At 68.8% G+C, this 24,392-nt stretch carries 23 protein-coding genes; 16 read left to right on the top strand and 7 right to left on the bottom strand.

Going from position 1 to position 24,392, the window contains the following annotated elements:
- Positions 1-12 precede the first annotated feature (12 nt).
- Positions 13-1,821 carry an ABCB family ABC transporter ATP-binding protein/permease gene (locus E6C76_RS16730; protein WP_136349389.1) on the top strand — a complete coding sequence of 603 codons (1,809 nt, stop codon included), beginning with the start codon at positions 13-15 and terminating at the stop codon, positions 1,819-1,821.
- Positions 1,822-1,844: 23 nt separating this feature from the next.
- Here E6C76_RS16730 and E6C76_RS16725 read toward each other — a convergent pair whose 3' ends face one another.
- Positions 1,845-3,974, bottom strand: coding sequence for a sensor domain-containing diguanylate cyclase (locus tag E6C76_RS16725; protein WP_168734366.1), 2,130 nt, complete (start codon positions 3,972-3,974; stop codon positions 1,845-1,847).
- Positions 3,975-4,123: 149 nt separating this feature from the next.
- Between E6C76_RS16725 and aspA the strand changes: the two genes are divergently transcribed.
- Together aspA and E6C76_RS16715 are read left to right on the top strand one after the other, a co-directional pair.
- On the top strand, positions 4,124-5,527 hold the full coding sequence (gene aspA, locus E6C76_RS16720; protein ID WP_136349387.1) for an aspartate ammonia-lyase: 1,404 nt from the start codon (positions 4,124-4,126) through the stop codon (positions 5,525-5,527).
- Positions 5,524-6,519 (top strand): asparaginase, encoded by a 996-nt coding sequence (locus tag E6C76_RS16715; protein ID WP_136349386.1) that lies wholly within the window; start codon positions 5,524-5,526, stop codon positions 6,517-6,519. The genes aspA and E6C76_RS16715 overlap by 4 nt, the downstream gene beginning before the upstream one ends.
- A gap of 20 nt (positions 6,520-6,539) precedes the next feature.
- Here E6C76_RS16715 and E6C76_RS16710 read toward each other — a convergent pair whose 3' ends face one another.
- Positions 6,540-7,253 carry a hypothetical protein gene (locus tag E6C76_RS16710; protein WP_136349385.1) on the bottom strand — a complete coding sequence of 238 codons (714 nt, stop codon included), beginning with the start codon at positions 7,251-7,253 and terminating at the stop codon, positions 6,540-6,542.
- Between the two features lie 204 nt (positions 7,254-7,457).
- Between E6C76_RS16710 and E6C76_RS16705 the strand changes: the two genes are divergently transcribed.
- Positions 7,458-8,870, top strand: a complete 1,413-nt coding sequence (locus E6C76_RS16705; RefSeq protein WP_136349384.1) for a Fic family protein — start codon at positions 7,458-7,460, stop codon at positions 8,868-8,870.
- A 40-nt stretch (positions 8,871-8,910) separates the two neighbouring features.
- Here E6C76_RS16705 and cysB read toward each other — a convergent pair whose 3' ends face one another.
- Complete coding sequence (gene cysB, locus E6C76_RS16700; protein ID WP_136349383.1) at positions 8,911-9,852, bottom strand: HTH-type transcriptional regulator CysB; 942 nt, start codon at positions 9,850-9,852, stop codon at positions 8,911-8,913.
- Positions 9,853-9,987: 135 nt separating this feature from the next.
- Between cysB and E6C76_RS16695 the strand changes: the two genes are divergently transcribed.
- The 8 genes from E6C76_RS16695 to E6C76_RS16660 all read left to right on the top strand — a co-directional run bounded on the left by E6C76_RS16695 (position 9,988) and on the right by E6C76_RS16660 (position 17,472).
- Entirely contained in the window at positions 9,988-11,679 is a 1,692-nt protein-coding gene (locus E6C76_RS16695) for a nitrite/sulfite reductase (RefSeq protein ID WP_136349382.1), read from the top strand.
- A complete protein-coding gene (locus tag E6C76_RS16690; protein WP_136349381.1) occupies positions 11,672-12,208 on the top strand; it encodes a DUF934 domain-containing protein in 537 nt (178 codons plus the stop codon). Before E6C76_RS16695 ends, E6C76_RS16690 begins: the two co-directional genes overlap by 8 nt.
- Entirely contained in the window at positions 12,205-12,972 is a 768-nt protein-coding gene (locus E6C76_RS16685; protein WP_136349380.1) for a phosphoadenylyl-sulfate reductase, read from the top strand. Before E6C76_RS16690 ends, E6C76_RS16685 begins: the two co-directional genes overlap by 4 nt.
- A gap of 54 nt (positions 12,973-13,026) precedes the next feature.
- On the top strand, positions 13,027-13,941 hold the full coding sequence (cysD, locus tag E6C76_RS16680) for a sulfate adenylyltransferase subunit CysD (RefSeq protein WP_136349379.1): 915 nt from the start codon (positions 13,027-13,029) through the stop codon (positions 13,939-13,941).
- A 47-nt stretch (positions 13,942-13,988) separates the two neighbouring features.
- On the top strand, positions 13,989-15,269 hold the full coding sequence (gene cysN, locus E6C76_RS16675; RefSeq protein WP_136349378.1) for a sulfate adenylyltransferase subunit CysN: 1,281 nt from the start codon (positions 13,989-13,991) through the stop codon (positions 15,267-15,269).
- Positions 15,270-15,418: 149 nt separating this feature from the next.
- On the top strand, positions 15,419-15,958 hold the full coding sequence (locus E6C76_RS16670; protein WP_136349377.1) for a GNAT family N-acetyltransferase: 540 nt from the start codon (positions 15,419-15,421) through the stop codon (positions 15,956-15,958).
- Between the two features lie 107 nt (positions 15,959-16,065).
- Positions 16,066-16,452, top strand: a complete 387-nt coding sequence (locus tag E6C76_RS16665; protein ID WP_136349376.1) for an RNA-binding S4 domain-containing protein — start codon at positions 16,066-16,068, stop codon at positions 16,450-16,452.
- 102 nt (positions 16,453-16,554) lie between these two features.
- Positions 16,555-17,472: a hypothetical protein gene (locus E6C76_RS16660; protein WP_136349375.1), complete on the top strand. Its 918-nt coding sequence runs from the start codon at positions 16,555-16,557 to the stop codon at positions 17,470-17,472.
- A 3-nt stretch (positions 17,473-17,475) separates the two neighbouring features.
- On the opposite strand, the gene E6C76_RS16655 is transcribed toward E6C76_RS16660, so the two are convergent.
- The 4 genes from E6C76_RS16655 to E6C76_RS16640 form a co-directional block, all read right to left on the bottom strand.
- Positions 17,476-18,348, bottom strand: coding sequence for an AEC family transporter (locus E6C76_RS16655; protein WP_136349374.1), 873 nt, complete (start codon positions 18,346-18,348; stop codon positions 17,476-17,478).
- A 115-nt stretch (positions 18,349-18,463) separates the two neighbouring features.
- A complete protein-coding gene (hslU, locus tag E6C76_RS16650; RefSeq protein ID WP_136349373.1) occupies positions 18,464-19,798 on the bottom strand; it encodes an ATP-dependent protease ATPase subunit HslU in 1,335 nt (444 codons plus the stop codon).
- Positions 19,799-19,817: 19 nt separating this feature from the next.
- A complete protein-coding gene (gene hslV / locus E6C76_RS16645) occupies positions 19,818-20,354 on the bottom strand; it encodes an ATP-dependent protease subunit HslV (RefSeq protein WP_136349372.1) in 537 nt (178 codons plus the stop codon).
- Positions 20,355-20,458: 104 nt separating this feature from the next.
- A complete protein-coding gene (locus E6C76_RS16640) occupies positions 20,459-21,637 on the bottom strand; it encodes an STAS domain-containing protein (RefSeq protein WP_230976300.1) in 1,179 nt (392 codons plus the stop codon).
- 300 nt (positions 21,638-21,937) lie between these two features.
- Here E6C76_RS16640 and ybgC point away from each other — a divergent pair, with 300 nt between their 5' ends.
- Genes ybgC through E6C76_RS16620 form a run of 4 tightly spaced genes read left to right on the top strand, consistent with a single transcriptional unit; the run spans position 21,938 to position 24,356 of the window.
- A complete protein-coding gene (gene ybgC, locus E6C76_RS16635; protein ID WP_136349370.1) occupies positions 21,938-22,384 on the top strand; it encodes a tol-pal system-associated acyl-CoA thioesterase in 447 nt (148 codons plus the stop codon).
- Positions 22,381-23,055 (top strand): protein TolQ, encoded by a 675-nt coding sequence (gene tolQ, locus E6C76_RS16630; protein WP_136349369.1) that lies wholly within the window; start codon positions 22,381-22,383, stop codon positions 23,053-23,055. Before ybgC ends, tolQ begins: the two co-directional genes overlap by 4 nt.
- Before the next feature lie 18 nt (positions 23,056-23,073).
- A complete protein-coding gene (locus E6C76_RS16625; RefSeq protein ID WP_136349368.1) occupies positions 23,074-23,478 on the top strand; it encodes an ExbD/TolR family protein in 405 nt (134 codons plus the stop codon).
- Positions 23,478-24,356, top strand: a complete 879-nt coding sequence (locus E6C76_RS16620) for an energy transducer TonB (RefSeq protein ID WP_136349367.1) — start codon at positions 23,478-23,480, stop codon at positions 24,354-24,356. The genes E6C76_RS16625 and E6C76_RS16620 overlap by 1 nt, the downstream gene beginning before the upstream one ends.
- The last annotated feature ends 36 nt before the right edge of the window (positions 24,357-24,392 follow it).

Here is a 24,392-nt window from a genome sequence, read left to right as displayed (position 1 = left end):
TAGAATCGCCGCATGCGTAACGCCGCCTCCCTCCCGCCGCCCGCAGCGGCCACCTCCGAGCGGCGCGACTGGCAGACCCTGAAAAGCCTGTTTCCCTACCTGTGGGCCTACAAGGGCCGGGTACTGTTCGCGCTCGCCTGTCTGATCGCCGCCAAGGGCGCCAACGTTTCGGTGCCCCTGGTGTTCAAGCACCTCATCGACGCCCTCGGCCTGACCACCGGGCAGGCCTACGTGGTGGTGCCGGCCGCCCTGCTGCTGGCCTACGGCGTGCTGCGCTTTTCCTCCTCGCTGTTCACCGAACTGCGCGAATTCGTCTTCGTGCGCGTCACCCAGGAAGCCGTGCGGGCCATCTCGCTGCAGGTCTTCCGCCACCTGCACGGGCTCAGCCTGCGCTTCCACCTGGAACGCCAGACCGGCGGCCTGACGCGCGACATCGAACGCGGCACGCGCTCGATCAACGCGCTGATCAGCTACACGCTGTATTCCATCCTGCCCACGCTGGTGGAGATCCTGCTGGTGATCGGCATCCTGCTGATCCATTACGACAGCATCTTCGCGCTGGTTACCACGATCACCCTGAGCGCCTACATCGGCTTCACCGTGGTGGTCACCAACTGGCGCACCGCGCTGCGCCGGCGCGCCAACGAACTCGATTCGGCGGCCAACTCACGCGCCATCGACAGCCTGCTCAACTTCGAGACGGTCAAGTACTTCAACAACGAGGCCTTCGAGGCCACGCGCTACGACGAGCAGTTGAAGAAGTGGATCCACGCGCAGACCGTCTCGCAGCAGTCGCTGGCGCTGCTCAACCTCGGTCAGGCGGTGATCCTGGCGGTGGGCGTGACAGTGATGATGTGGCAGGCCGCCGTGCGCGTGGCCGACGGCGGCATGACGCTGGGCGACATCGTGCTGGTCAACGCCTTCATGCTGCAATTGTCGATTCCGCTGAACTTCCTCGGAGTGATCTACCGCGAGCTGCGCCAGGCGCTCACCGACATCGAGCGCATGTTCTCTCTGCTCGATGTGGACCGCGAGGTCGCCGACGCGCCGGGCGCGCACGCCCTGGCCCCCGGCCCGGCGGCGCTGCGCTTCGACGACGTGCGCTTCGGCTACGATCCCCGGCGCACGATCCTGCACGGCGTAAGCTTCGAGGTGCCGGCCGGGCACACGGTGGCGGTGGTCGGCCATTCCGGCTCGGGCAAATCCACCCTGGCCCGCCTGCTGTACCGCTTCTACGACGTGCAGGGCGGCGCCATCCGCATCGACGGGCAGGACATCCGCGAACTCACCCAGAGCAGCCTGCGCGCGGCCATCGGCATCGTCCCGCAGGACACCGTACTGTTCAACGACACGCTGTTCTACAACATCCAGTACGGCCGCCCTCAGGCCAGCCGCGCGGAAGTGGAGGCGGCGGCCGCCGCCGCCCAGCTCGGCGATTTCGTCGCCCGCCTGCCGGACGGCTACGACACCCGCGTGGGCGAGCGCGGGCTGAAGCTCTCCGGCGGCGAGAAGCAGCGCGTGGCGATCGCCCGCGCGCTGCTGAAGAATCCGGCCATCCTGATCTTCGACGAGGCCACCTCGGCGCTCGACTCGAAGACCGAGAAAGCCATCCAGGCCCAACTGGAACTGGCCGCCGCCGGGCGCACCGCGCTGGTCATCGCCCACCGCCTGTCCACGGTGATGAACGCCGACGAAATCCTCGTGCTCGACCAGGGCGAAATCGTCGAGCGCGGCACCCATCTCCAGTTGCTCGCACGCGGCGGCCACTACACGCGCATGTGGGCGCTGCAACAGCAGGAAGCCGAAACCCGGCCGGACTGACGCGTCGTCTTCACGACGCCCGCTCATGCCGGGCGCGCCACCCGCCAGCCGCCGTTGCCGTCCGTCTTGGCCTGGTACATCGCACGGTCGGCCACGCGCATCAGTTCGTCCAGCGTCTCGCCGTGCAGCGGATACAGGCCGATGCCGATGCTCACCCCGACGCGCAACTGCTCGCCGTGCCAGACCAGCGGCTGGGCGAGCGCCTCGACCACCTTGGCGGCGACCTTCTCGGCATCGGCCAGCGTACCCATGCGGCCGAGCAGCACGGCGAACTCGTCGCCGCCCACGCGCGCCACGGTGTCGCTCTGGCGCACTTCCTCGGTGAGCTGGGCGGCCACGTGGCGCAGCATGCGGTCGCCGGCCTCGTGCCCGTAGCGGTCGTTGAGCGGCTTGAAGCCGTCCAGGTCGAAGTACAACAGTGCCATGCCGTGCCCTTCGCGGCGCGCCAGCGCGGCACCCTGCTCGAAGCGGCTGGCCAGCAGCACGCGGTTGGCCAGGCCGGTAAGGCTGTCGTGCAGCGCGAGGTGGCGCACATGCTCCAGCGTGGCGCGGCGCTCGCTGATGTCGGAGAAGATCGCCACCCGTTCGGTCAGCACGCCGTTTTCGTCGCGCACCGCGGTCACTGACAGCGCCATCGGGTAGCACGTGCCGTCGCGCCGCACGCCATCGACCTCGCCCTGCCAGAAATCGCCCTCGCCCCATTCGAGGCGCAATGGCTCCAGCACGCCTTCCTGCCCGTCCGGCCGGGCGAACGGGTCGCGGCGGGTGCCGATCATCTCGCCGGCGGCATAGCCGGTGATGCGCGTGAACGCGGGGTTGACCGACTGGATGCGCCCGTCGCCGTCGAACACCACGATGCCCTCGCCGCTGCGCTCGAACATGCGCGCGGCCACCTCCAGGCGGGCCTCCAGGCGCTTGCGCTCGGTGACGTCCATGATCACCCCGACCGTGCCGGCCACCTCTTCGCCGGCGTCGCGGTGCAGCGCGGCGCGCACCTGCACCTCGCGCACGCGGCCCTCGCCGTCCTGCAGGCGGAAGGATTCATCGTAGTCGCCCGCCCGCGCCGCGATGAAATCGGTATAGGTGCGCCGCGCACGCGGCGAATCGGCGGGATGCAGCAGCGTGCTCCACGGCACGCCCAGGCAGTCTTCCGGCTCGCGTCCGCTGAGCGGGGTCCACGCCGGGCTGAGGTAGGTCACGCGCTGGCGCTCGTCGGTGCGGAACAGCACGTCCTGCAGCTGCTCGGCCGTTTCGCGGTGCAACTGCTCGGAATCGGCCAGCCGGCGATTCACCCGGTCGATCTTGTAGACCAGCGCGATGGTCAGCACGGCGAGCAGCAGGGAAAGGATGCGCGAACCCCAGACGATGCCTTCCAGCCCGGCCGGCGCGCCCAGCGGCCGGGCCGCCATGCGCCAACTGCCCTCGAGCACGCGCACGTCGAGCAGGAAGGCGTCGGGATCGTCGAACAGGGCCGCGTCGCCCCAGAATACCGCGCCGCCCTCGCCCAGGCCATCCACCCCGCGCAGGGCGATGCGGTAGGACAGGCGATGGTCGAGCAAGCCGGCCTCGCGCAGCAGACCGTCGAAATCCACCGGGGTGCTCATCAGCCCCCAGTAGTCCCCGCTGCGCGGCAAGCCGTCCGCCGGGCTGCGGTAGATCGGCACGCGGTGGATCAGTGCGCGCCCGCCCTGGGCCAGATCCAGCGGCCCGGCGAGCACCGGGCCGCGGATTTCCAGCATGCGCCGGGTCGACACGCCCTGCTGCGGATGGTTGAGCAGATCCAGGCCCAGCGCGGCTTCGTTGCCCTGCATCGGATACATCATGGCGATCACGTTGTCCGGCGCCAGGGCGATGTTGCGCAGCAGGGAGCGCTCGGTCATCAGTTCGCGGGCATGGCGGGCGAACTTGTGCGGATCGATGCCGCCTTCCATCGCCACGTCGGCCACCAGCCCGGCGGTCAGGTTGGTCGCACCGCTCAACGCGCCCTCCAGCCGCGCGCGGATGCCGCCCAGTTCGCTCAGGCGTTCGGCGCGCCAGCGCTCCAGCAGGCTTTCACTGGCCAGCGTGCCGACCAGCAGCCCCAGCGCGGCAGCCGCCAGCCCCACCACCAGGAGCACGGCCAGGCCCATCGACTGGCGCGACCTCGCGCGCATCCCCTTCCCCCCAAGGCATCGATTGCGATGCGCCATTGTATAGGCGCCCCCGCGCCGTCAGGGCCATGTCATCGACGGGCCGCGCGGCAAACCTTCCGCTACACTGCGAGCGGGGCGGCGACACCGCCCGACCACGAGGAGGAAGAACGATGAACCGACCCACCCGCCTGGAGCACGACCTGCTCGGCGAACGCGACGTTCCGGCCGATGCCTACTGGGGCATCCACACCCTGCGCGCGCTGGAAAACTACCCCATCACCGGCAAGGCGATCGGCTCCTACCCCGAACTGGTGCGCGCCCTGGCGCTGGTCAAGCAGGCCGCCGCGCGCGCCAACAACCAGCTCGGCCAGCTCGACGCCTCGCGCCACCGGGCCATCGAGGATGCCTGCCACGAAATCGCCGAAGGCCGACTGCACAACCAGTTCGTCGTGGACGTGATCCAGGGCGGCGCGGGCACCTCCACCAACATGAACGCCAACGAGGTGATCGCCAACCTGGCGCTGGAAAAGCTCGGCTGGCCCAAGGGCCACTACAAGGAGCTGCACCCGATCAACCACGTCAACATGAGCCAGAGCACCAACGACGTGTACCCCACCGCGCTCAAGCTCGCCGTGGTGTTCGCCATCCAGGGCCTGCTCGAGGCCATGCAGACGCTGCGCGAGGCCTTCGCCGCCAAGGCCGCCGAATTCGCCGACGTGCTGAAGATCGGCCGCACCCAGCTGCAGGACGCGGTGCCGATGACGCTGGGCCAGGAATTCTCCACCTACGCGGTGATGATGGGCGAGGACATCGCCCGCCTGCGCGAGGCCATCGCGCTGATCCAGGAAATCAACCTGGGGGCGACGGCCATCGGTACCGGCATCAACACCGACATCCGCTACGCCAAGATGGCCACCGAATTCCTCTCCGAGCTTTCCGGCGTCACCCTGACGCCGGCCGAGAATCTCATCGAGGCCACCCAGGACACCGGCGCCTTCGTGCAGCTTTCCGGCGTGCTCAAGCGCATCGCCTGCAAGCTGTCGAAGATCTGCAACGACCTGCGCCTGCTGTCCAGCGGCCCACAGGCCGGCTTCAACGAGATCAACCTGCCCGAGCGCGCGGCCGGCTCGTCGATCATGCCCGGCAAGGTCAACCCGATCATCCCGGAAGTGGTCAACCAGATCGCCTACGAGGTCATCGGCAACGACGTCACCATCACCCTGGCCTCGGAAGGCGGACAGCTCCAGCTCAACGCCTTCGAGCCGATCATCGGCCACTCGCTGTTCAAGAGCATCGAGCACCTGGAAGCCGGCTGCCGCACGCTCGCCGAGAACTGCGTGCGCGGCATCACCGCCAACCGCGACCTGCTCGCCGAACGCGTGCGCACCTCGGCGGGACTCGCCACCGCGCTCAACCCGCACATCGGCTACGAGAATTCCACCTGGGCCGCGCGCGAGGCGCTGCGCAGCGGACGCAGCGTGGCCGAGCTGGTGCTGGAAAAGGGCTTGATGGACAAGGAAGCGCTCGAACGCGTGCTGCGCCCGGAAGTGCTCACCGCCCCGCGCCGCGAATGAGCACCGGCCTGCCCGCACGCCCCGTCGTCGCGCTGGTCGCCACCGGCGGCACCATCGCCGGTGCCGCCGCCTCGGCCACCGACACCACTGGCTATGCTGCCGGGGCGCTCGGCGCGCATGCCCTGCTCGCCGCCGTTCCGCAACTCGGCGAACTGGCGGAAATCCGCGCCGAACAGCTGTTCAACCTGGACAGCAAGGACATCGGCCCACCGCACTGGCCGCAGCTCGCCCGCCGCGTGCAGGCCCTGCGCGACGATCCCACCATCGGCGGCGTCGTGATCACCCACGGCACCGACACGCTGGAAGAAACCGCCTGGTTCCTGCATCTGGCCGTGCACGGTGACAAACCGGTGGTGATGACCGCCGCCATGCGCCCGTCCACCGCGCTGTCCGCCGACGGGCCGATGAACCTCTGGGAAGCCGTGGGCGTAGCGGCCAGCCCCGCCTTCCACGGCCCCGGCGTGCTGCTCGCGCTGGGCGGCGAGGTGTTCGGCGCCGACGACTTCGCCAAGGCCCACACCATCCGCCCGGCCGCCTTCCGCGCCCCGCAGGCCGGCCCGCTGGGACTGGCCGCGCCGCCCACCCGCCTGCGCACCGGCAGCGCACCCGGCGCCGCCGCCTTGCCGCGCGGCGTACTCGACCGCCTGGAAGCCCTGCCCTGGGTGGAAGTGCTGCACGTCTCCGCCGGTGCCGACCCGCGACTGCTCGACGCCCTGATCCACGCCGGTGCCGCCGGCGTAGTGCTCGCCCTGCCCGGCAACGGCAGCCTGCCGGACACCTGGCTGCCCGCCGTCGAGCGCGCCGCCGGTGCCGGCCTGCAACTGGTACGCGCCAGCCGCGTGGCCGCCGGCCCGGTCACCGCGCGCCGGACCTACCCGGCGCTGCAGGCGGCCGGCTGGTGCTCCGCGCTGCAGGCGCGTGTGCTGCTGATGCTGGCCATCGCCAGCGGCGACCCGAACCTGTTCGCAACGGTCGCCCAAACGCCCGGCTGAACGGGCCGGCGCCCGGAGATTCAGAAGTGGCGCTCGATCATCCGCAGCGAGTGCTCGTAGGTGTGGCGCATGTGATCCTCGTCGTAGCGATGCGCCCGCCCCACCGGACAGGCATCGCGCGCGAGGCAGCGCGCCCGGCACGGGGAACCCGGCTGCCGCCGGTACGCCAGACACTTCTCCAGCACAAAACCGCCCCCCTCCATCGCCCGTGCCGGACAGGCGGCAATGCAGGGTTGCGCCGCACAGGCGAGACAGGGTGATTCCACCCGCAGCGGCGCGGTGACCGGCAAGCTCGTATCGGCCAGTAGCGCCGCCCGGTAGCCGAACCAGCTCCCCCACCCCGGCAGGATGCCTACCATGAAGGGTGTGGCATGATGCCATCCGGCCAATTGTCCGAGCGCCTGCAAGCCGACGGGCCTGTCGCCGGGGTACAGCAAGGTGTATCGGTGGCCGGGCAACTGCCCGGCGAACCACCGCGCAACCGCACGCACGCTGAAATCGTCGATGGGATCGGCTGAATCCAGCCCGGCGGCTTTCACCGAGGCCCACAACGCGCGGCCGGCGTTGCCGATGAGAATGAGCTGGCGGACGGGGTGCGCCGGGGTGAAGTGGCGGCGAAGGTCAGCCAGCAGTTCGGCGGGGAGTCTGTCCACGTCGAAAACGGCGTGGAGGTTGAGGCCGAGGCGATCGAGGGCGGAGAAGCGGGCGGACGGTGAATCGGGCGGCGGTGGCATCCTTGGCGCTCCGGTGCAGTACTCGCGCACAAGCTATCCTGTAGCGCACGTGACCACAATCATGGCGGCACGCTCAAGACGGCTCCGACGCCTCATCGTCGGCCGCCTCGACGCCAGGTGGGTGGCGCATATAAGGTTCCCGGATTGCAATTTGCGCCAAACTGGCGCAAATTGGCGCATAACGAATTTGCGCCAGCATGCTCCATGTCCTCCATCACCGCCTCTGCCGAACTCACCGCCATCATCGCGGCGGTCAGCCGCTTTCCCGAAGGGGCGAGCATCGAAGCCATTACCGCCGCCCTGCCCGATGCACCGCCGCGCCGCACCCTGCAACGGCGCCTCGCCCAGCTTGTCGCGGAAGGCCGCCTGGGCGCGCAGGGGGAGCGACGCGGCCGGCGCTACTTTCCGGCCGTCCATCAAGCACGGATGTTCGCCTACGCACCCGCCCCGGTGCCACCGGCCCACTTCGTCGGCGTCGCGGAGGCCACCGTCGTCATTCCGCTTTCGCTCGCCGCGCGCGAGGTCGAAGCCGCCGTCCGCCAGCCACTCGGCCGGCGCCAGCCAGTCGGCTACCGGCGCGATTTCCTCGATGCCTACCAGCCCAATCGCACCCGCTACCTGCCGCCCGAGCTGTGCGACGAGCTGCGCGCGGCCGGCCAGGCCAGCGTGACCGAAACACCCGCCGGCACCTACGCCCGCCAGATTTACGACCGCCTGCTGATCGACCTGTCGTGGAACTCCAGCCGCCTTGAAGGCAACACTTACTCCCTGCTGGAAACCGAGCTCCTGCTCGCGGCCGGCCAGACGGCCGGCGGCAAGGGCGCCCTCGAGGCGCAGATGATCCTCAACCACAAGAGCGCCATCGAGTTTCTGGTGGACGGCGCCGCCGACATCGACTTCGACCGCTACACTCTCCTCAACCTGCACGCGCTGCTGTCGGACAACCTGCTCGCCGACCCCACCGCCTGCGGCCGGCCGCGCACCATCGCGGTCGGCATCGGCGGTACGGTGTTCCACCCGCTGGAAGGCCCACAGCGCATCGAAGAGTGCCTGGATCAGGTGCTGGACACCGCGGCCGCCATTGCCGAACCCTTCGAGCAGGCTTTCTTCGTCATGGTGCATCTGCCTTATTTGCAGCCCTTCGAGGATGTGAACAAGCGCGTCTCGCGTCTTGCGGCCAACATCCCTCTGATCCGCCACAACCTGTGCCCGCTTTCCTTCGTCGATGTACCGCAGCAAACCTACGTGGATGCCACGCTGGGCATCTACGAGCTGAATCGCATCGAACTGCTGCGCGACGTTTTCGCCTGGGCCTACAAGCGTTCGTGCGCGCGCTATTCTGCGGTGCGCCAGTCCCTGGGCGAGCCCGATCCTTTCCGCCTGCATTACCGCCGCCTGCTTGGCGAGACGGTCGCCGAGGTGGTGCGTGCCCGTTTCGACAAGGCGGCTGCCATCGCCCGCATCCGCCAGCGGGCCGCGAACGACATTCCGGAACCGGATCGCCCGCGCTTCATCGAGATCGCCGAAACCGAGCTGATGAGCCTGCACGAGGGCAACATCGCCCGCTACCGGCTGCGGCCGGGGGAATACCGGGCATGGCGGGAAAAGTGGCGGTGAAGCGCCGGAACCAGGATGAAAAGCTGCGGCCTTGGCGCCCTCACAGCCCCGGATCCGTCCCCCCGCCCGCCAGCGCGGCCTCGACGATGCGCCGCGACAGATGCGGCGCGAACTGCTCGATGAAGGCATACACATAGCCCCGCAGCCACGCCCGGCGCGGGATGCCGATGCGGGTGGTGCTGGACTCGAACAGATGGCTGGCGTCAAGCATGCCGAGGTGCTTGTCCACCGCCGGGTCGTAGGCCATGCGGGCGAGGATGCCGACGCCCAGGCCCATGCTCACGTAGGTCTTGATGACGTCGGAGTCGATGGCGGTGAGCACCACGTTGGGCTTCAGCCCGCGGCCGAGGAAGGCCTTGTTGATCTGGTTGCGCCCGGTGAAGGCGAAGTCGTAGGTGACGATGGGCCAGCGCGCGATCTCTTCCAGCGTGAGCGGCTTGGCCTGCAGGATGGGGTGGCGCAGCGGGGCGACGATGCAGCGGTTCCACTGCTGGCAGGGCAGCATGACCAGTTCTTCGTACTCGGCGATGGCCTCGGTGGCGATGGCGATGTCGGCCTCGCCGGACAGCACCATCTCGCACACCTGGCGCGGGCTGCCCTGGTGCAGCGAGAGCTTGACCTGCGGATAGCGCTGCATGAAGTCGCGGATCACCGCCGGCAGCGCATAGCGCGCCTGGGTGTGGGTGGTGGCGATGGACAGGCTGCCGGCCGATTCGTTGCTGAACTCCTCGCCGACCTGGCGCAGGTTCTCCATGTCGCGCAGCATGCGGCCGACGATCTCCAGCACCGCACGGCCCGGCTCGGTGACATCCACCAGACGCTTGCCGTGGCGCACGAAGATCTCCACCCCGAGTTCGGACTCGAACTGGCGGATCTGCTTGGACACCCCCGGCTGCGAGGTGAACAGCGCCTCGGCCGCCTCGGAGACGTTGAGCCCGTGGCGGGCCACTTCATGCACGTAGCGCAATTGCTGAAGATTCATCGCGGCGACCGATAAATAACCAGAAGTTCTTTGAGTCTAACGCAGAACAGCTTCCTGCGCCTATCGCCCGCCCGTACGATGCGGCGCACCATCCCCAAGAACCCGGCTCAACCCGCCGGCATACAGAGAGCCGCGATGTATCAGTACGACGAATACGATCAACGCCTGGTGGACGAACGCGTCGCACAGTTCCGCGAGCAGACGCGCCGTTATCTGGCCGGCGAGCTGGGCGAGGACGAGTTCCGCCCGCTGCGCCTGCAGAACGGCCTGTACGTGCAGCGCCACGCGCCGATGCTGCGCATCGCCATCCCCTACGGCAACCTGCGCGCCGCCCAGGTGCGCAAGCTGGCGCACATCGCGCGTACCTACGACCGCGGCTACGCCCACTTCACCACGCGGCAGAACGTGCAGTTCAACTGGCCGCCGCTGGAAGTCGTGCCGGAAATCCTCGCCGAGCTGGCCACCGTGCAGATGCACGCCATCCAGACCTCGGGCAACTGCATCCGCAACACCACCTCCGACCCCTTTGCCGGGGTGGCCGGCGACGAGCGCATCGACCCGCGCCCGTGGTGCGAAATCGTCCGCCAGTGGAGCACCTTCCACCCGGAATTCGCCTTCCTGCCGCGCAAGTTCAAGATCGCCGTGAATGGCGCGGCCGAGGATCGTGCGGTGATCCAGGCGCACGACATCGGCCTCGACCTCGTCCGCGATGCCGCCGGCGAGGTGGGCTTCCGCGTGCTGGTGGGCGGCGGCCTGGGGCGCACGCCGATCATCGGCGAGGAAGTCGCCGCCTTCGTGCCCTGGCAGCACCTGCTGTCCTACTGCGAGGCCATCCTGCGGGTCTACAACCTGCACGGCCGGCGCGACAACATGTACAAGGCGCGCATCAAGATCCTGGTGAAATCCCTGGGCGTCGAGGAATTCAGCCGCCAGGTGGAAGCCGAGTTCGCCCACCTGAAGGATGGTCCGGCAACACTGACCGAGGCCGAAGTGGCCCGCGTGTCCGGCCATTTCATCGACCCGACCTACCTCGACCTGCCGGCCACCGACGCCGGCTTCGAGGCCCGCAAGGCCGGCAACAAGCCCTTCGCCGCCTGGGCACGGCGCAACGTGCGCGCCCACAAGCGCCCCGGCTACGCCAGCGTGGTGCTGTCGCTCAAACCCACCGGCGTGGCGCCCGGCGACATCACCGCCGAACAGCTCGACCTCGTCGCCGATCTGGCCGAGCGCTACAGCTTCGGCGAGATCCGCGTGACCCACGAACAGAACCTGGTGCTCGCCGACGTCGAGCAGCGCGCGCTGTTCGAACTGTGGGGCACGCTGCGCGACGCCGGCCTGGCCACCCCCAACATCGGCCTGCTCACCGACGTGATCTCCTGTCCCGGGGGCGACTTCTGCAATCTGGCCAATGCCAAGTCGATCCCCATCGCCAACGCCATCCAGGCGCGTTTCGACGATCTCGATTACCTGCACGACATCGGCGATCTGGAACTCAACATCTCCGGCTGCATGAACGCCTGTGGTCACCACCACGTCGGCCACATCGGCGTGCTCGGCGTCGATAAGCACGGCGAGGAGTGGTACCAGGTCACCATCGGCGGCGAGCAGGGCAACCATACCGCGCTGGGCAAGGTCATCGGCCCGTCCTTCGCCGCCGAGGAAATGCCCGACGTGGTGAGTTCGCTGATCGACACCTACGTGGCGCTGCGCCAACCCGGCGAGCGCTTCATCGACACCGTGCGCCGCGCCGGCGCCGAACCGTTCAAGACCCGGGTGTATGCCGAGCGCGGCGCCCGCCAGGAGCAAAGGAAGGTGGCCCATGGCTGAGATCATCCGCAACGGCGCCATCCATGCCGACGACTGGGAAGTGCTGCGCCTGGAAGAGGGCCAGGATCCGGCCGCCGTCGACGTGCCCGCCGGGCGCCGCATCGTGCCGCTCGCCGTGTGGCGCGCGCAGCGCGAGGCGCTGGCCGCGCGCGCCGAGGCCGGCGTGCTGGGTGTCTGGCTGGCCGGCGACGAAGACCCCGCCGAACTGGCCGGCGACTTCACCCGCCTGGCGCTGATCGCCGTGGATTTCCCCAAGTTCGCCGACGGGCGCGGCTATTCCATCGCCACCCTGCTGCGCAGCCGGCTGGGCTATGGCGGCGAACTGCGCGCCATCGGCAACGTGCTGCGCGACCAGTTCTTCTTCTACGCGCGCTGCGGCTTCGACGTGTTCCAGCCGCCCTCCGGCAGGTACAGCGCCGAGCAGTTGCGCGCCGCGCTGGCCAGCCTGCGGGATTTCAGCGAGCCCTACCAGGGCGCCGTGGACCGCGAACCACTGTTCCGCCGCGCGCAGCGCGGGGCGCCGGCATGAGCACCGTCTCGCCACTACGCCCGGCGGCCGGCAACCCGGCAACCCGCCCGACGCTCACCGACGCGCTGCGCGCCAGCGTGGAAGCCAGGACCGCCGCCGCGCTGGCCCTGCTGCGCGAGGCGGTGGCCGAATTCGGCACCCAGGGCGAACTCACCTTCGCCAACAGCTTCGGCGCCGAGGACATGGTGCTCACCGACCTGATCCTCGCCAATGCCCTGCCCGTCGAGATCTTCTCGCTCGACACCGGCCGCCTGCCGGCCGAGACCTACACGCTGATCGAGCAGGTGGAAAAGCGCTACGCCACCCGGCTGCAGGTGTACTTCCCCGACGCCACGGCGGTGGAAAACTACGTGCGCACGCACGGCATCAACGCCTTCTACGACAGCGTCGAACTGCGCAAGGCCTGCTGCGGCGTGCGCAAGATGGCGCCGCTGTCCCGCGCGCTGGCCGGCAAGAAGGCCTGGATCACCGGCCTGCGCGCCGCCCAGTCGGTGACCCGCTCGGGCCTCGCCACACGCGAGTTCGACGCCGGCAACGGCCTGCACAAGCTCAACCCGCTGGCCGACTGGAGCGAGGCGGAGGTATGGGCCTACATCCGCCTGCGCGAGGTGCCCTACAACGCCCTGCACGACCAGTTCTACCCCAGCATCGGCTGCGCGCCCTGTACGCGCGCCATCTCCGTCGGCGAGGACGTGCGCGCCGGACGCTGGTGGTGGGAAAACCCCGAATCGAAGGAATGCGGGCTGCACGTCAAGAAAGGCTGAGCATCCCGCCCGTCGCGCACGCATACGCGACACAACCGAGCCGCAGAGAACACCATGTCCACGCTGACCAAACAGACTCTTTCCCACCTCGACTGGCTGGAAGCCGAGGCCATCCACATCCTGCGCGAGGTGGCCGGCCAGTGCGCCAACCCGGCGCTGCTGTTCTCCGGCGGCAAGGATTCCATCTGCCTGCTGCGCCTGGCCGAGAAGGCCTTCCGCCCGGGGCGCTTCCCCTTTCCGCTGCTGCACATCGACACCGGGCACAACTACCCGGAGGTCACCGAATTCCGCGACAAGCGTGCCGCCGAACTGGGCGAGCGGCTGATCGTGCGCTCGGTGGAAGATTCCATGGCGCGCGGCACCGTGGTGCTCAAGCACGCGGGCGAATCGCGCAACAAGCACCAGTCGGTGACCCTGCTGGAAGCCATCGAGGAATTCGGTTTCGATGCCTGCATCGGCGGCGCGCGGCGCGACGAGGAAAAGGCGCGCGCCAAGGAGCGCATCATGAGCTTCCGCGACGAATTCGGCCAATGGGACCCGAAGAACCAGCGCCCGGAACTGTGGAACCTGTACAACGCACGCAGCCACAAGGGCGAGAACATCCGCGCCTTCCCGATCAGCAACTGGACGGAACTGGACGTGTGGCAGTACATCGCCCGCGAACAGCTCGAACTGCCCAGCATCTACTTCGCCCACGTTCGCCCGGTGGTGCGCAGGAACGGTCTGCTGCAGCCGGTGACCCCGATCACCCCGGCCCAGCCCGACGACCGGGTCGAGGACGTGCAGGTGCGCTTCCGCACCGTGGGCGACATCACCTGCACCGCGCCGGTGGAGTCCGACGCCGACACGGTGGACAAGATCCTGCTGGAAACCGCCACCACCACGATCACCGAACGCGGCGCCACGCGCATGGACGACCAGACCTCGGAAGCCTCGATGGAGCAGCGCAAGAAGGAAGGCTATTTCTAAGCCCGCCCGAGCCGCCCCGAACCGCAAGAACCTTAGGAAAACCGACCATGTCCGCCCCCGAACACCTGCCCGACATCGACAACGGCCTGCTGCGCTTCCTCACCTGCGGCAGCGTGGATGACGGCAAAAGCACGCTCATCGGCCGTCTGCTGTTCGACAGCAAGACCATCCTCGCCGACACCCTCAACGCCATCGAGCGCACCTCCGCGCGGCGCGGCATGAGCGCGGTGGACCTGTCGCTCCTCACCGACGGCCTGCAGGCCGAGCGCGAACAGGGCATCACCATCGACGTGGCCTACCGCTACTTCTCCACCGGCACGCGCAAATACATCATTGCCGACGCGCCGGGCCACGAGCAGTACACCCGCAACATGGTCACCGCCGCGTCCACCGCCAACCTGGCGATCATCCTGGTGGATGCGCGCAAGGGCGTGCTCACCCAGACCCGCCGGCATTCCTACCTGGCCAGCCTGGTGGGCATCCCGCATCTGCTGGTGGCGGTGAACAAGATGGATCTGGTGGACTATGACCAGGCCGTGTTCGAGCGCATCCGCGCCGACTACCTGGCCTTCGCGGACAAGCTGGGCATCCGCGACGTGCGCTTTATCCCCATCTCTGCGCTCAACGGCGACATGATCGTGGACCGCGGCAGCCGGCTGGGCTGGTACGCCGGCCCCACCCTGCTGGAGATCCTCGAAGCCGCTCCGGCCGCGCACACCGAACGCGCCGAGGATTTCCGCTTCCCGGTGCAGTACGTGTGCCGCCCGCAGGATGCCGCCAACCCCGAACTGCACGACTACCGCGGCTTCATGGGCCGGGTGGAATCCGGCGAGATCGCCGTGGGCGACGCAGTCAGCGTGCTGCCTTCCGGCGCCACCAGCCGGGTCAAGGCCATCGAGCTGGGCGGTGCGCGGCTGGAGCGCGCCATCCACGAGCAGTCAGTGACGCTGCTGCTGGAAGACGAAATCGACATCTCGCGCGGCGACCTGATCGTCAAGGCCGCCGAGGCGCCCGAGCCAGTCAAGCAGATCGACGCCACGTTATGCTGGCTGTCGGAAGCCCCGCTGTCGCCGGCGCGCACCTACCTCGTGCGCCACACCACGCGCGAGGTGAAGGCCAAGGTGGCGCAGATCGCCCACCGCGTGGACGTAAACACCCTGGCGCACGAGCCGGCCGCGCAACTGGCGATGAACGACATCGCCCGCGTCACCCTCAAGCTCGCCCAGCCCATCGTCGCCGACGCCTATGCCGACAACCGCGCCACCGGCGCCTTCATCGTCATCGACGAAAGCACCAACAACACCGTGGGCGCCGGCATGATCGCCTGAACACGCCGCCCCCCGCATCCTTCTGCAATATGCTCGACATCCCCCCTTGCTAGCGTTGCACCCATCCTGGCCCGCGGTGCGGGAACATCCGGAAAGGGGAGCGCGTGAGAGGGATTGCGGAACAGTTGTCCACAACGGACGGCCGCGGCATGTGGCGGCAACCCGGCGAGGCCGCCTGTACATGGTCCCTGCGCCGGACGGAAGCGGCTTCCGATACGGCCCTGCTGGGTCGATTCCTGCGGGATCTGTCGTACGGCTCGCGCTACTTCCGCTTCGGCCATGGCGACGCCGTGCTCGGCGAAGCCGAAATCGCCAGCCTGTGCAGCCCGGACCCGCGCGAAGGCGTCGCCTACATCCTCACCTGCGAGGGCGACACCGGCACGGCCGCGGTGGGGCTCGCCGGCTACTGCGTCGATGCGGACGACGGCTGCGAACTCGCGCTGGTGGTGGCCGATGCCTGGCAAGGCCGCGGCATGGGCCGCAGGCTGATCGCGGCACTCGCGGACGACGCGCGCCGGCGCGGCCTGCGCACCATGACCGGGCGGGTGCTGGCGACCAACCAGCGCATGCTCGCCTGTGCCCGCCGGCTGGGCTTCGAGATCCAGCCCTGGGCGGATTCGCGCGTGGTGCTGCGCGTGGTGCTGCGCGCGGTGCTGCGGCTGGACGGCGCGCCCCACGACACCGCCTGACCCCGCACAGACACGGCCGGCCACCTTCCCTGCACAGGCCCACCGATGCGGCGCTGGGCGCAGGTATCATGGCGCTGGCAACCCCTGAGCGGAAGTTTCAACGAGTCATGACCGAATCCACCGGCACCCGCCTCGACAAATGGCTGTGGGCCGCGCGCTTCTTCAAGCACCGCAGCGGCGCCACCGAGGCCGTGGAGGGCGGAAAAGTGCACCTGAACGGCCAGGCGGTGAAGCCCGCGCGCGGCGTGAAGCCGGGCGACACGGTGGACATCACCGTGGGCGAGCAGCGCTTCACCGTCACCGTGCGTGCCATCGCGGAAAAGCGCGGCCCCGCCAGCGTGGCGCAGACCCTGTACGAAGAAAGCGCGGAAAGCCTGTCGCGGCGCGAGCTCCAGCGCGAACAGCGGCGCGTCGCCCCGCCGCCCGGCGCCGACCTGCACGGCCGCCCGACCAAGCGCGACCGCCGCCGCATCGACCGCTTCCGCGAGGGCTGAAGCGCCGCGCCGCCGGCTTTACGCCACCGCACGGCTGGCGCACCATGCCGGCAACATTCACGCGCCAGCATATCCGCCGGCGTGCAACCGGAAACCCCTCGCATGAACATGATCGGCAAGTTGCGTACCCTGCTCGGCTCCCGGCCGACGGAAGCGGACGTGGCCTGGCACATGGACCGCTTCATCGAAATCCTCGAACCCCGGATCGCCGCCCTGCCCGGCTACCGCGCCCGGCTGGAGCCGGCCGCGCAGCATGCCCACGACTACTGCGCCCATCTGGCGGCCGGCATACCCGGCCCGTACGTGGTCAGCCGCAGCCAGCACGGCAGCAACCCCTTGCTGAACGCCCTGTTCCCCCAGCGCGAGGACATCGGCATCGCCATGGGCCGCAGCATCGAGGTGCGCGACCGCATCCACGAATTCGCCGACGCCGGCAACGGGGAAATCTACGCCCTGCTCGGCATGCGCCAGCGCGTGACCGCCGCCGGCAACCCGGAACTGCCGCGCGGATGGCGCAAGCCGCGCTTCGCCGACCACACCCTGCGCAGCCTCGGCAACAGCGAGGACGCGGTACGCCGGCGATTCGCCACGGCCGCCTTCGACAGCCTGCGCCACGGTTTTCTCAACCAGGTGCAGAACCTGCGCCGCTGCGAAAAGCTGATGCACAGCGAACGCGCCTTGCTGCGCGAAACCGCCACCGGAGCGGAAAGCGCCGGGGAGGACGACGGCGCGCTCGACATGCTGGCCACAGACCTCAGCCCCGCCGGCCTGCTCGACAGCCTGATCGACTGGCTGAACGCCCCGCAGCAGCACCTGCGCCTGGAAATGGGGCACGAGGATGCCACCGTGGTGATGCCGCTCGACGACCCCGGCCAGCGCGGCCTGCAGAAACTCGAACTCCCCGCGCTGGTCGGCGCGGACCGGCGGCGCTGGCCGCTCTGCCTGATCCGCTTCGCCCGCGCGGAAGCGCTCGCCGCGGTCGGGCGCGAGAGCCTCGCGCACCGCTACATCCTCATCTGAGCCTCAGAGCCCCATGGCCAGCGCCACCGGCAGGAAGATCAGCGCGGCGACGTTGCCGATCAGCACCATCGAAGCCACCTTGTCCGGCTCCTGGTGGTAACGCTCAGCGAAGATGTAGTTGAGCACTGCCGGCGGCAGCGCGCCAAACACCAGCAGCAGGGCCTGCTCGCGCGGCGGCAGGGGAATCACCTGGATCACCGCGAGCGCCAGCAGCATGCCGGCGAGCGGCCGGGCGACGGCGGCGAACACGCCCAGCCCCACCGAGGTGATGCGCGAATCGGTCAGCCGCACGCCGAGGGCGAACAGCATCAGCGGAATGGAGATGTCGCCGAGCATCTTGATGGCGATCATCAGCGGCGGCCACACCTCCACCCCGGCGATGCCCACGGCCAGGCCGCTCAGCGTGGCCAGCACCGAGGGCACCTTCCACACCGTCCACAGCTTGATGCGGTGGTCCAGCATCCATGCGCCGAAGGAGAAGTGCAGCAGGTTGGAGACCATGAACATCACCACCGCCGGCGCCAGTGCGATGTCGCCGAAGGCCAGCACCGCCAGCGGCAGGCCGAGGTTGCCGCAGTTGTTGAACATCATCGGCGGCACCAGGGTGCGCACCTCCACGCGCGCGGCGCGCGCCAGCAGCCAGCCGGCCGCGCCCGAGCCCAGCACCACCACCAGCGTGGCGATGGACAGGGGCACGAATTCGGAGATGTGGAATTCCTTGTTGGCCAGCGCGGCGAACACCAGCGCCGGCACGAACACGTCCATGTTCAGCTTGTTGGCGTGCGACAGGTCCGGCTTGAGGCGCTTGCCGACGAAGTAGCCGAGCGCGGTGATGGCGAACAGCGGGAAGAGGATGGAGACGATGCGGATCAGCATGGACGGCGACAGCCCGGCAACGAACGACCCGCGCAGTGTAGCGGCCCGCGCCGCGCCCTTTCCCTAGACAGTTGCGCGCGCGCCGACCGATACAAAGCGCGCACGCAGCCGGCGCTCAGAGCACGTAGCGGGCGAGATCCTCGCGCTGGGCGAGCATTTCCAGACGCGCATCGACATAGGCCGCGTCGATGTGCACATGATCCAGCCCGGCCTTGCCGGCGTCGAAGGAGACCTCTTCCAGCAGCTTTTCCATCACCGTGTACAGGCGGCGCGCGCCGATGTTCTCGGTGCGCTCGTTCACCTGGAAGGCGATGTCCGCCAGGCGGCGGATGCCTTCGGGGGCGAACGCCAGGCGCACGCCGTCGGTTTCCAGCAGGGCCTGGTACTGGCGCGTCAGGCAGGCGTCGGTCTGCGTGAGGATGCGCTCGAAGTCGTCCACCGACAGCGACTCCAGTTCCACGCGGATCGGGAAGCGGCCCTGCAGTTCGGGGATCAGGTCCGAGGGTTTGGCGAGGTGGAAGGCGCCGCTGGCGATGAACAGGATGTGGTCGGTACGGATCATGCCGTACTTGGTGGACACCGTGGTGCCCTCGACCAGCGGCAGCAGGTCGCGCTGCACGCCCTGGCGCGACACGTCGGCGCCCTGCACGTCGCTGCGCGCGGCAATCTTGTCGATCTCGTCGAGGAACACGATGCCGTTCTGCTCCACCGCACGCACCGCGCCGGCCTTCACTTCCTCGTCGTTGATCAGGCGCGCGGCCTCCTCGTCGGCGAGCAGCTTCATGGCTTCGGCGATCTTCAGCTTGCGCAGCTTCTTCCTGCCGCCGCCCATGTTCTGGAACATGCCCTGGATCTGCTGGGTGAGCTCCTCCATGCCCGGCGGCGCGAAGATTTCCGCCTGCATCGAGGGCGCCGCCACTTCCAGCTCGATTTCCTTGTCGTCCAGCTCGCCCTCGCGCAGCTTCTTGCGGAATTTCTGCCGCGTGGCGTTATCCGGCGTGGGCTCGGGCTCGGCATTGAAGCCCACCGGGCGGGCCGGCGGCAGCAGGGCGTCGAGCACGCGGTCCTCGGCGGCATCCAGCGCGCGGTCGCGTACCAGGCGCATCGCGCGCTCGCGCCCGTCCTTCACGGCGATCTCCACCAGATCGCGGATGATGGTGTCCACATCGCGGCCAACATAGCCCACTTCGGTGAACTTGGTCGCCTCGATCTTGATGAACGGCGCATTCGCCAGACGCGCCAGGCGGCGGGCGATCTCGGTCTTGCCCACGCCGGTGGGACCGATCATCAGAATGTTCTTGGGGGTGATCTCGGCGCGCAGCGGCTCGGCCACCTGGGCGCGCCGCCAGCGGTTGCGCAGCGCGATGGCCACGGCCTTCTTGGCGCGCGCCTGGCCGACGATGTGCTTGTCGAGTTCGGAGACGATCTCCGGCGGGGTCATCTGGGTCATCGGTGCGTTCTCCGGCGCCTCAATCGAGCGTTTCGACGATGTGATTGTGGTTGGTGTAGATGCACAGGTCGGCGGCGATGCCCAGCGACTTGCGCACGATGGCCTCCGGCTCCAGCTCGGTGTTCTCCAGCAGCGCGCGCGCCGCCGCCTGGGCGTAGGCGCCGCCGCTGCCGATGGCGACGATGCCCTGCTCCGGCTCCAGCACGTCGCCGTTGCCGGTGATCACCAGCGAATGCTCGCGGTCGGCCACCGCCAGCATGGCCTCCAGGCGGCGCAGCATGCGGTCGGTGCGCCAGTCCTTGGCCAGTTCCACCGCGCTGCGCAGCAGGTTGCCCTGGTGCTTCTCCAGCTTGGCCTCGAAACGCTCGAACAGCGTGAAGGCGTCCGCCGTGCCGCCGGCAAAGCCGGCCAGGATGCGCTCCTGGTACAGGCGGCGCACCTTGCGCGCGCTGGCCTTGATGACGATGTTGCCGAGGGTGACCTGGCCGTCCCCGCCCAGCGCGACGCGTTCTCCGCGCCGCACCGAGAGGATGGTGGTGCCGCGATATTGTTCCATGTATTCGATTCCCGTCGGGGCCGACGGCCCCGGTTGAAGCCCTTTCCACCTTGCGCGGAAAGGCGCCGTGCCGCCCGCGCCTCCCCCGGAGGCGCGCGCCGCGATCAGCCACGCAGCATGATCTGCGAGACCTGGTCCACGCCCATGACCCGCAGCAAGGCGCCGACCATCGCATTGACGTTGCGCAGGGTCACCTTCTTGCCCTCGGCCTGCAGCGTGGCGAGGATGTTGAACAGGGTGCCCGCGTTGACGAAGTCGATGCGGCGCAGCTGGCTACAGTCCACGTCCACATTCTGACGCTCGGCGGCGAAAGCCGCCAGCTTGCGCACCCCTTCGGCCTGGGAGCCGACCACTTCGCCCTCCAGGCGGAAGGCGCCGGGCAGGCTGGCGTCCAGCCGGGCGATGGCGGTCTCGGTGAGCGCCGCCTGCTCGCGCGGCGCCCAGGAAGGCGGCGACTCCTCGAAGGTGACGGCGTAATCCACCGCCAGTTCCTCGAAGCGTTCCTGCTCGCCGCTGTACTGCAGCATCTCCAGCAGCAACAACCAGGCATCGCGGTTTTCCGCGCGCCCCGGCGCCACCTGGCCGGCCAGCATATTCACCAGCTGGCGGGCGTTGAGCACCGAAACCTTGACGCGGTCGGCGGCCAACTGGCGCAGCAGGCCCATGAACAGCGCACAGCCGGCGTCATCCACCGAACGCAGGCGGTTCAGGTCGATGCGGATCGCCCCGCTCTTGCGGCCGATCACGGTGACCTGCTGGAACTGTGCGGTGGCCTGCCCGTTGAGATTGCCGGACAGGTTGACCAGCGGGGCGATGTCGCCGCGCGGGCGCGCGGCTTGGCTGGAAAGGTCTTCCCACGGCGGCGGGGACCGCTCGAAACGGGTGGCGTAGTCGAGCACGCGCGATTCGAAGCGCTGGCGCTGGCCGGTCAGCCGGTAGAGATCGAGCAGCATCATCCACAGCCCGTCCCCGGCGTTGGCCGCCGGGTCTTCCAGCACCGCGTCGAGCACCTTCTCGGCATCGCCCACGTTGCCGTTGGCGTACAGCACGGCGGCTTCCTCATACACCGCGCCGGCGCCGGAATCCATTTCCTGCACTTCGACCTGGCCCGCGCAGCGCGCGAGCGCATGGGACGCATCGCCCCCGGCGAAATTCAGCGTGGACAACTCTGTCGACTGCGGGGGCGGCACATCATCGTCGTCGCCACGCCCGCCACCGGCGTCGCGGGGAGCCGCGTCGCCTTGTCCGGGGGCTGGTTTTTTGCCGAAGAAGGGGAGAACCACGCTCAGACCTGTACGTTCGGATCGTTTGCCTTCGTCCGCGAGGCGCATGGGCGCCCGACCATCGGACGGAAACGGGCTGCAAGGATAGCACCTTCATCCGGTGTATTGGACGGCCCGCCCGCGCCCACAGGACGGGTGCCATGCAATTTTACCCATCGACACGTTTCTTCACCCGTGCATGACACCTTCCCTCCGAAGCCTTGATGTTGTAACACCGACTTACCTTTTTGCGCGTGTTTACAAGCGCCGAAAGCATTGCGCGGACACGTCCGGCGCGGCGTCCTCAGCTAGAATGCGGCGATGCAAAACTCCAGCCAGTCCCGCTCCGCCGCGTCCGCCCCGGACTTCCCCTGGGCGCTGCGGGTGTACTACGAGGACACCGACGCGGCCGGCATGGTCTATTACGCCAACTACCTGCGTTTCTGCGAACGCGCGCGCACCGAATGGCTGCGCGCCGCCGGCTTCAGCCAGCAGCGCATGGCGGCTGAACAGGGGCTGGCCTTCGTCGTGCGCTCGTTCCAGGCCGAGTACCGGCGCCCGGCGGTGCTCGACGACAGCCTGCTCGTGCTCACCCGCATTGAACGCCTGGGACGCGCGAGCATCGAATTCGCGCAGCGCATCGTGCGCGGCGACGAACTGCTGTTCGAAGCAAGCGTCTCGGTGGCCTGCATCGGCACCACGCACCACAAACCCACCGCCCTGCCGGCCGAGGTCAGGGCTCAACTCTCCGCTCACGTCGCAGCATGACCGTCAATCAAGACCTTTCCATTCTCAGCCTGATCTCCGAGGCCAGCGTCCTCGTCCAGCTCGTCATGGCCTTGCTGGCCGGCCTGTCGCTGGTGTCGTGGTACTGGATCTTCCGCAAGGGCTTCCAGATCCGTGCCGCGCGCACCCAGACCGCCGAGTTCGAACGCGACTTCTGGAGCGGCGGCGACCTCAACGCCCTGTACCAGTCGGCCAGCGCCGCCCGCCATCACGCCGGCGGCATGGAACGCATCTTCGAGGCCGGCTACCGCGAATACACCAAGCTGCGCGCCAAGAGCCACGACCACGATGCCATCATCGAAGGCGCGCGGCGCGCCATGCGCGCCACCTATCAGCGCGAAGTGGATGATCTGGAAGCCCATCTCGCCTTCCTCGCCTCGGTCGGCTCGGTGTCGCCCTACATCGGCCTGCTCGGCACCGTGTGGGGCATCATGAACGCCTTCCGCGGCCTGTCCAGCGTGGGCGCGGCCACCCTGGCGCACGTCGCCCCCGGCATCGCCGAGGCCTTGGTGGCCACGGCCATCGGCCTGTTCGCGGCGATTCCTGCGGTGGTGGCCTACAACCGCTTCGCGCACGACATCGACCGCCTCAGCATCCGTTGCGAGAGCTTCATGGAAGAGTTCTCCAACATCCTGCAGCGCCAGCTGCGCTGAGGACGCAGGAGCCCGAACATGCGCCAGCGCCGCCTGATGAACCAGATCAACGTTGTGCCCTACATCGACGTGATGCTGGTGCTGCTGGTGATCTTCATGGTCACCGCACCGATGATCCAGACCGGCAACATCGACGTGCCGACCGCCGGCGAGCTCACCGCGCCGCCGGCCGAGGCCATGGTGATCGCCGTGGAAGCCGACCGCAGCCTGTCGGTGAAGGAATCGGGCAGCGCGCCCGAACGCAAGGTGAGCGACCTCGAACTGCAGCGCTTCATCACCGAGGCGCTCGCCGCCAATCCCGAGCAGCCCTTCCTGGTGGCTGCCGACAAGACCCTGCCCTACCAGACCGTGATCGACGTGCTGGAAGCCGTACGCACCGCCGGCGTGCGCAAGGTCAGCCTGCAGACGGCGTCCGGCGGCTGATGAGCCCGGCACAGCTGCACCGTCCGCCGCCGCCCGGCAAATGGGCCTCGCTCGCCCTCACGGTCTGCGTGCACCTGGCGCTCGCGCTGTTCCTGTTCTTCGGGGTGTCCTGGCAGAATCCGCCGCCGGGCAGCCTGGAAGTCAGCCTGGTCGGCGCACCGCCGCCCCCGCCGCCACCCCAGGTGACCCGCCCGGAGCCGCGCCCGCAGCCGGCGCCGGAACCCAAACCCGAGCCGAAACCGGAACCCAGGCCCGAACCCAAGCCGGAGCCCCCCAAGCCCCAGCCGGAAGCGCGCCCCACGCCGCCGCCGGAAGTGGCCACGCGCACGGAAAAGCCCAAGCCCGAACCCAAACCGGAGCCCAAACCCCAGCCGAAGCCGGAACCCAAGCCACAGCCGAAGCCCGAGCCGAAACCGGAACCCAAGCCGGAGCCGAAACCTGCGCCCAAGCCGCAGCCCAAACCGGAACCGAAGCCGCAACCGCAGCAACCGGCGCAGCCCGACTACCTGACCGAGCGCCTCGCGCAGGAGGCCCAGCAGGCCCAGCTCGACCGCGTCCTGCGCGAGGACGCGGCACGCCTGGCCGCCTCGCGCAACGCGGCGGCGGCCGATGCCTACCGCAACGCCATCGCCACCAAGGTGCGCGGCAATCTGCTGCCCCCGCCCGGCGTGGCCGGCAACCCGGAGGCCGTTTTCATGGTCGACCAGCTACCGAGCGGCGAGGTCATCAACGTACGGCTGACGCGCTCGTCCGGCATTCCCTTGCTGGACGAAGCCATCGAGCGCGCCATCCGGCGTTCCAGCCCCCTGCCGCTGCCGGAAAACCGCGCGCTCTTCCAGCGCACCCTGGAACTCAAATTCAGGCCGTTGGCCGAGTAAAACGGCAGACGCCGCAAACGCCCCCGAAATCCGCCA

The sequence above is a fragment of the Pseudothauera nasutitermitis genome (assembly GCF_004801295.1).
GTDB lineage: Bacteria > Pseudomonadota > Gammaproteobacteria > Burkholderiales > Rhodocyclaceae > Pseudothauera > Pseudothauera nasutitermitis.
The sequence above is the reverse complement of the archived record's forward strand: the minus strand, read 5'-3'. Positions and strand labels throughout refer to the sequence as shown.

Bases quoted from the DNA above. Each gene is read 5' to 3' on its own strand.
- E6C76_RS16730 (WP_136349389.1), top strand. From the start codon at position 13: ATGCGTAACGCCGCCTCCCTCCCGCCGCCCGCAGCGGCCACCTCCGAG.
- E6C76_RS16725 (WP_168734366.1), bottom strand. From the start codon at position 3,974: ATGCGCGCGAGGTCGCGCCAGTCGATGGGCCTGGCCGTGCTCCTGGTG.
- aspA (WP_136349387.1), top strand. From the start codon at position 4,124: ATGAACCGACCCACCCGCCTGGAGCACGACCTGCTCGGCGAACGCGAC.
- E6C76_RS16715 (WP_136349386.1), top strand. From the start codon at position 5,524: ATGAGCACCGGCCTGCCCGCACGCCCCGTCGTCGCGCTGGTCGCCACC.
- E6C76_RS16710 (WP_136349385.1), bottom strand. From the start codon at position 7,253: ATGCCACCGCCGCCCGATTCACCGTCCGCCCGCTTCTCCGCCCTCGAT.
- E6C76_RS16705 (WP_136349384.1), top strand. From the start codon at position 7,458: ATGTCCTCCATCACCGCCTCTGCCGAACTCACCGCCATCATCGCGGCG.
- cysB (WP_136349383.1), bottom strand. From the start codon at position 9,852: ATGAATCTTCAGCAATTGCGCTACGTGCATGAAGTGGCCCGCCACGGG.
- E6C76_RS16695 (WP_136349382.1), top strand. From the start codon at position 9,988: ATGTATCAGTACGACGAATACGATCAACGCCTGGTGGACGAACGCGTC.
- E6C76_RS16690 (WP_136349381.1), top strand. From the start codon at position 11,672: ATGGCTGAGATCATCCGCAACGGCGCCATCCATGCCGACGACTGGGAA.
- E6C76_RS16685 (WP_136349380.1), top strand. From the start codon at position 12,205: ATGAGCACCGTCTCGCCACTACGCCCGGCGGCCGGCAACCCGGCAACC.
- cysD (WP_136349379.1), top strand. From the start codon at position 13,027: ATGTCCACGCTGACCAAACAGACTCTTTCCCACCTCGACTGGCTGGAA.
- cysN (WP_136349378.1), top strand. From the start codon at position 13,989: ATGTCCGCCCCCGAACACCTGCCCGACATCGACAACGGCCTGCTGCGC.
- E6C76_RS16670 (WP_136349377.1), top strand. From the start codon at position 15,419: ATGTGGCGGCAACCCGGCGAGGCCGCCTGTACATGGTCCCTGCGCCGG.
- E6C76_RS16665 (WP_136349376.1), top strand. From the start codon at position 16,066: ATGACCGAATCCACCGGCACCCGCCTCGACAAATGGCTGTGGGCCGCG.
- E6C76_RS16660 (WP_136349375.1), top strand. From the start codon at position 16,555: ATGAACATGATCGGCAAGTTGCGTACCCTGCTCGGCTCCCGGCCGACG.
- E6C76_RS16655 (WP_136349374.1), bottom strand. From the start codon at position 18,348: ATGCTGATCCGCATCGTCTCCATCCTCTTCCCGCTGTTCGCCATCACC.
- hslU (WP_136349373.1), bottom strand. From the start codon at position 19,798: ATGACCCAGATGACCCCGCCGGAGATCGTCTCCGAACTCGACAAGCAC.
- hslV (WP_136349372.1), bottom strand. From the start codon at position 20,354: ATGGAACAATATCGCGGCACCACCATCCTCTCGGTGCGGCGCGGAGAA.
- ybgC (WP_136349370.1), top strand. From the start codon at position 21,938: ATGCAAAACTCCAGCCAGTCCCGCTCCGCCGCGTCCGCCCCGGACTTC.
- tolQ (WP_136349369.1), top strand. From the start codon at position 22,381: ATGACCGTCAATCAAGACCTTTCCATTCTCAGCCTGATCTCCGAGGCC.
- E6C76_RS16625 (WP_136349368.1), top strand. From the start codon at position 23,074: ATGCGCCAGCGCCGCCTGATGAACCAGATCAACGTTGTGCCCTACATC.
- E6C76_RS16620 (WP_136349367.1), top strand. From the start codon at position 23,478: ATGAGCCCGGCACAGCTGCACCGTCCGCCGCCGCCCGGCAAATGGGCC.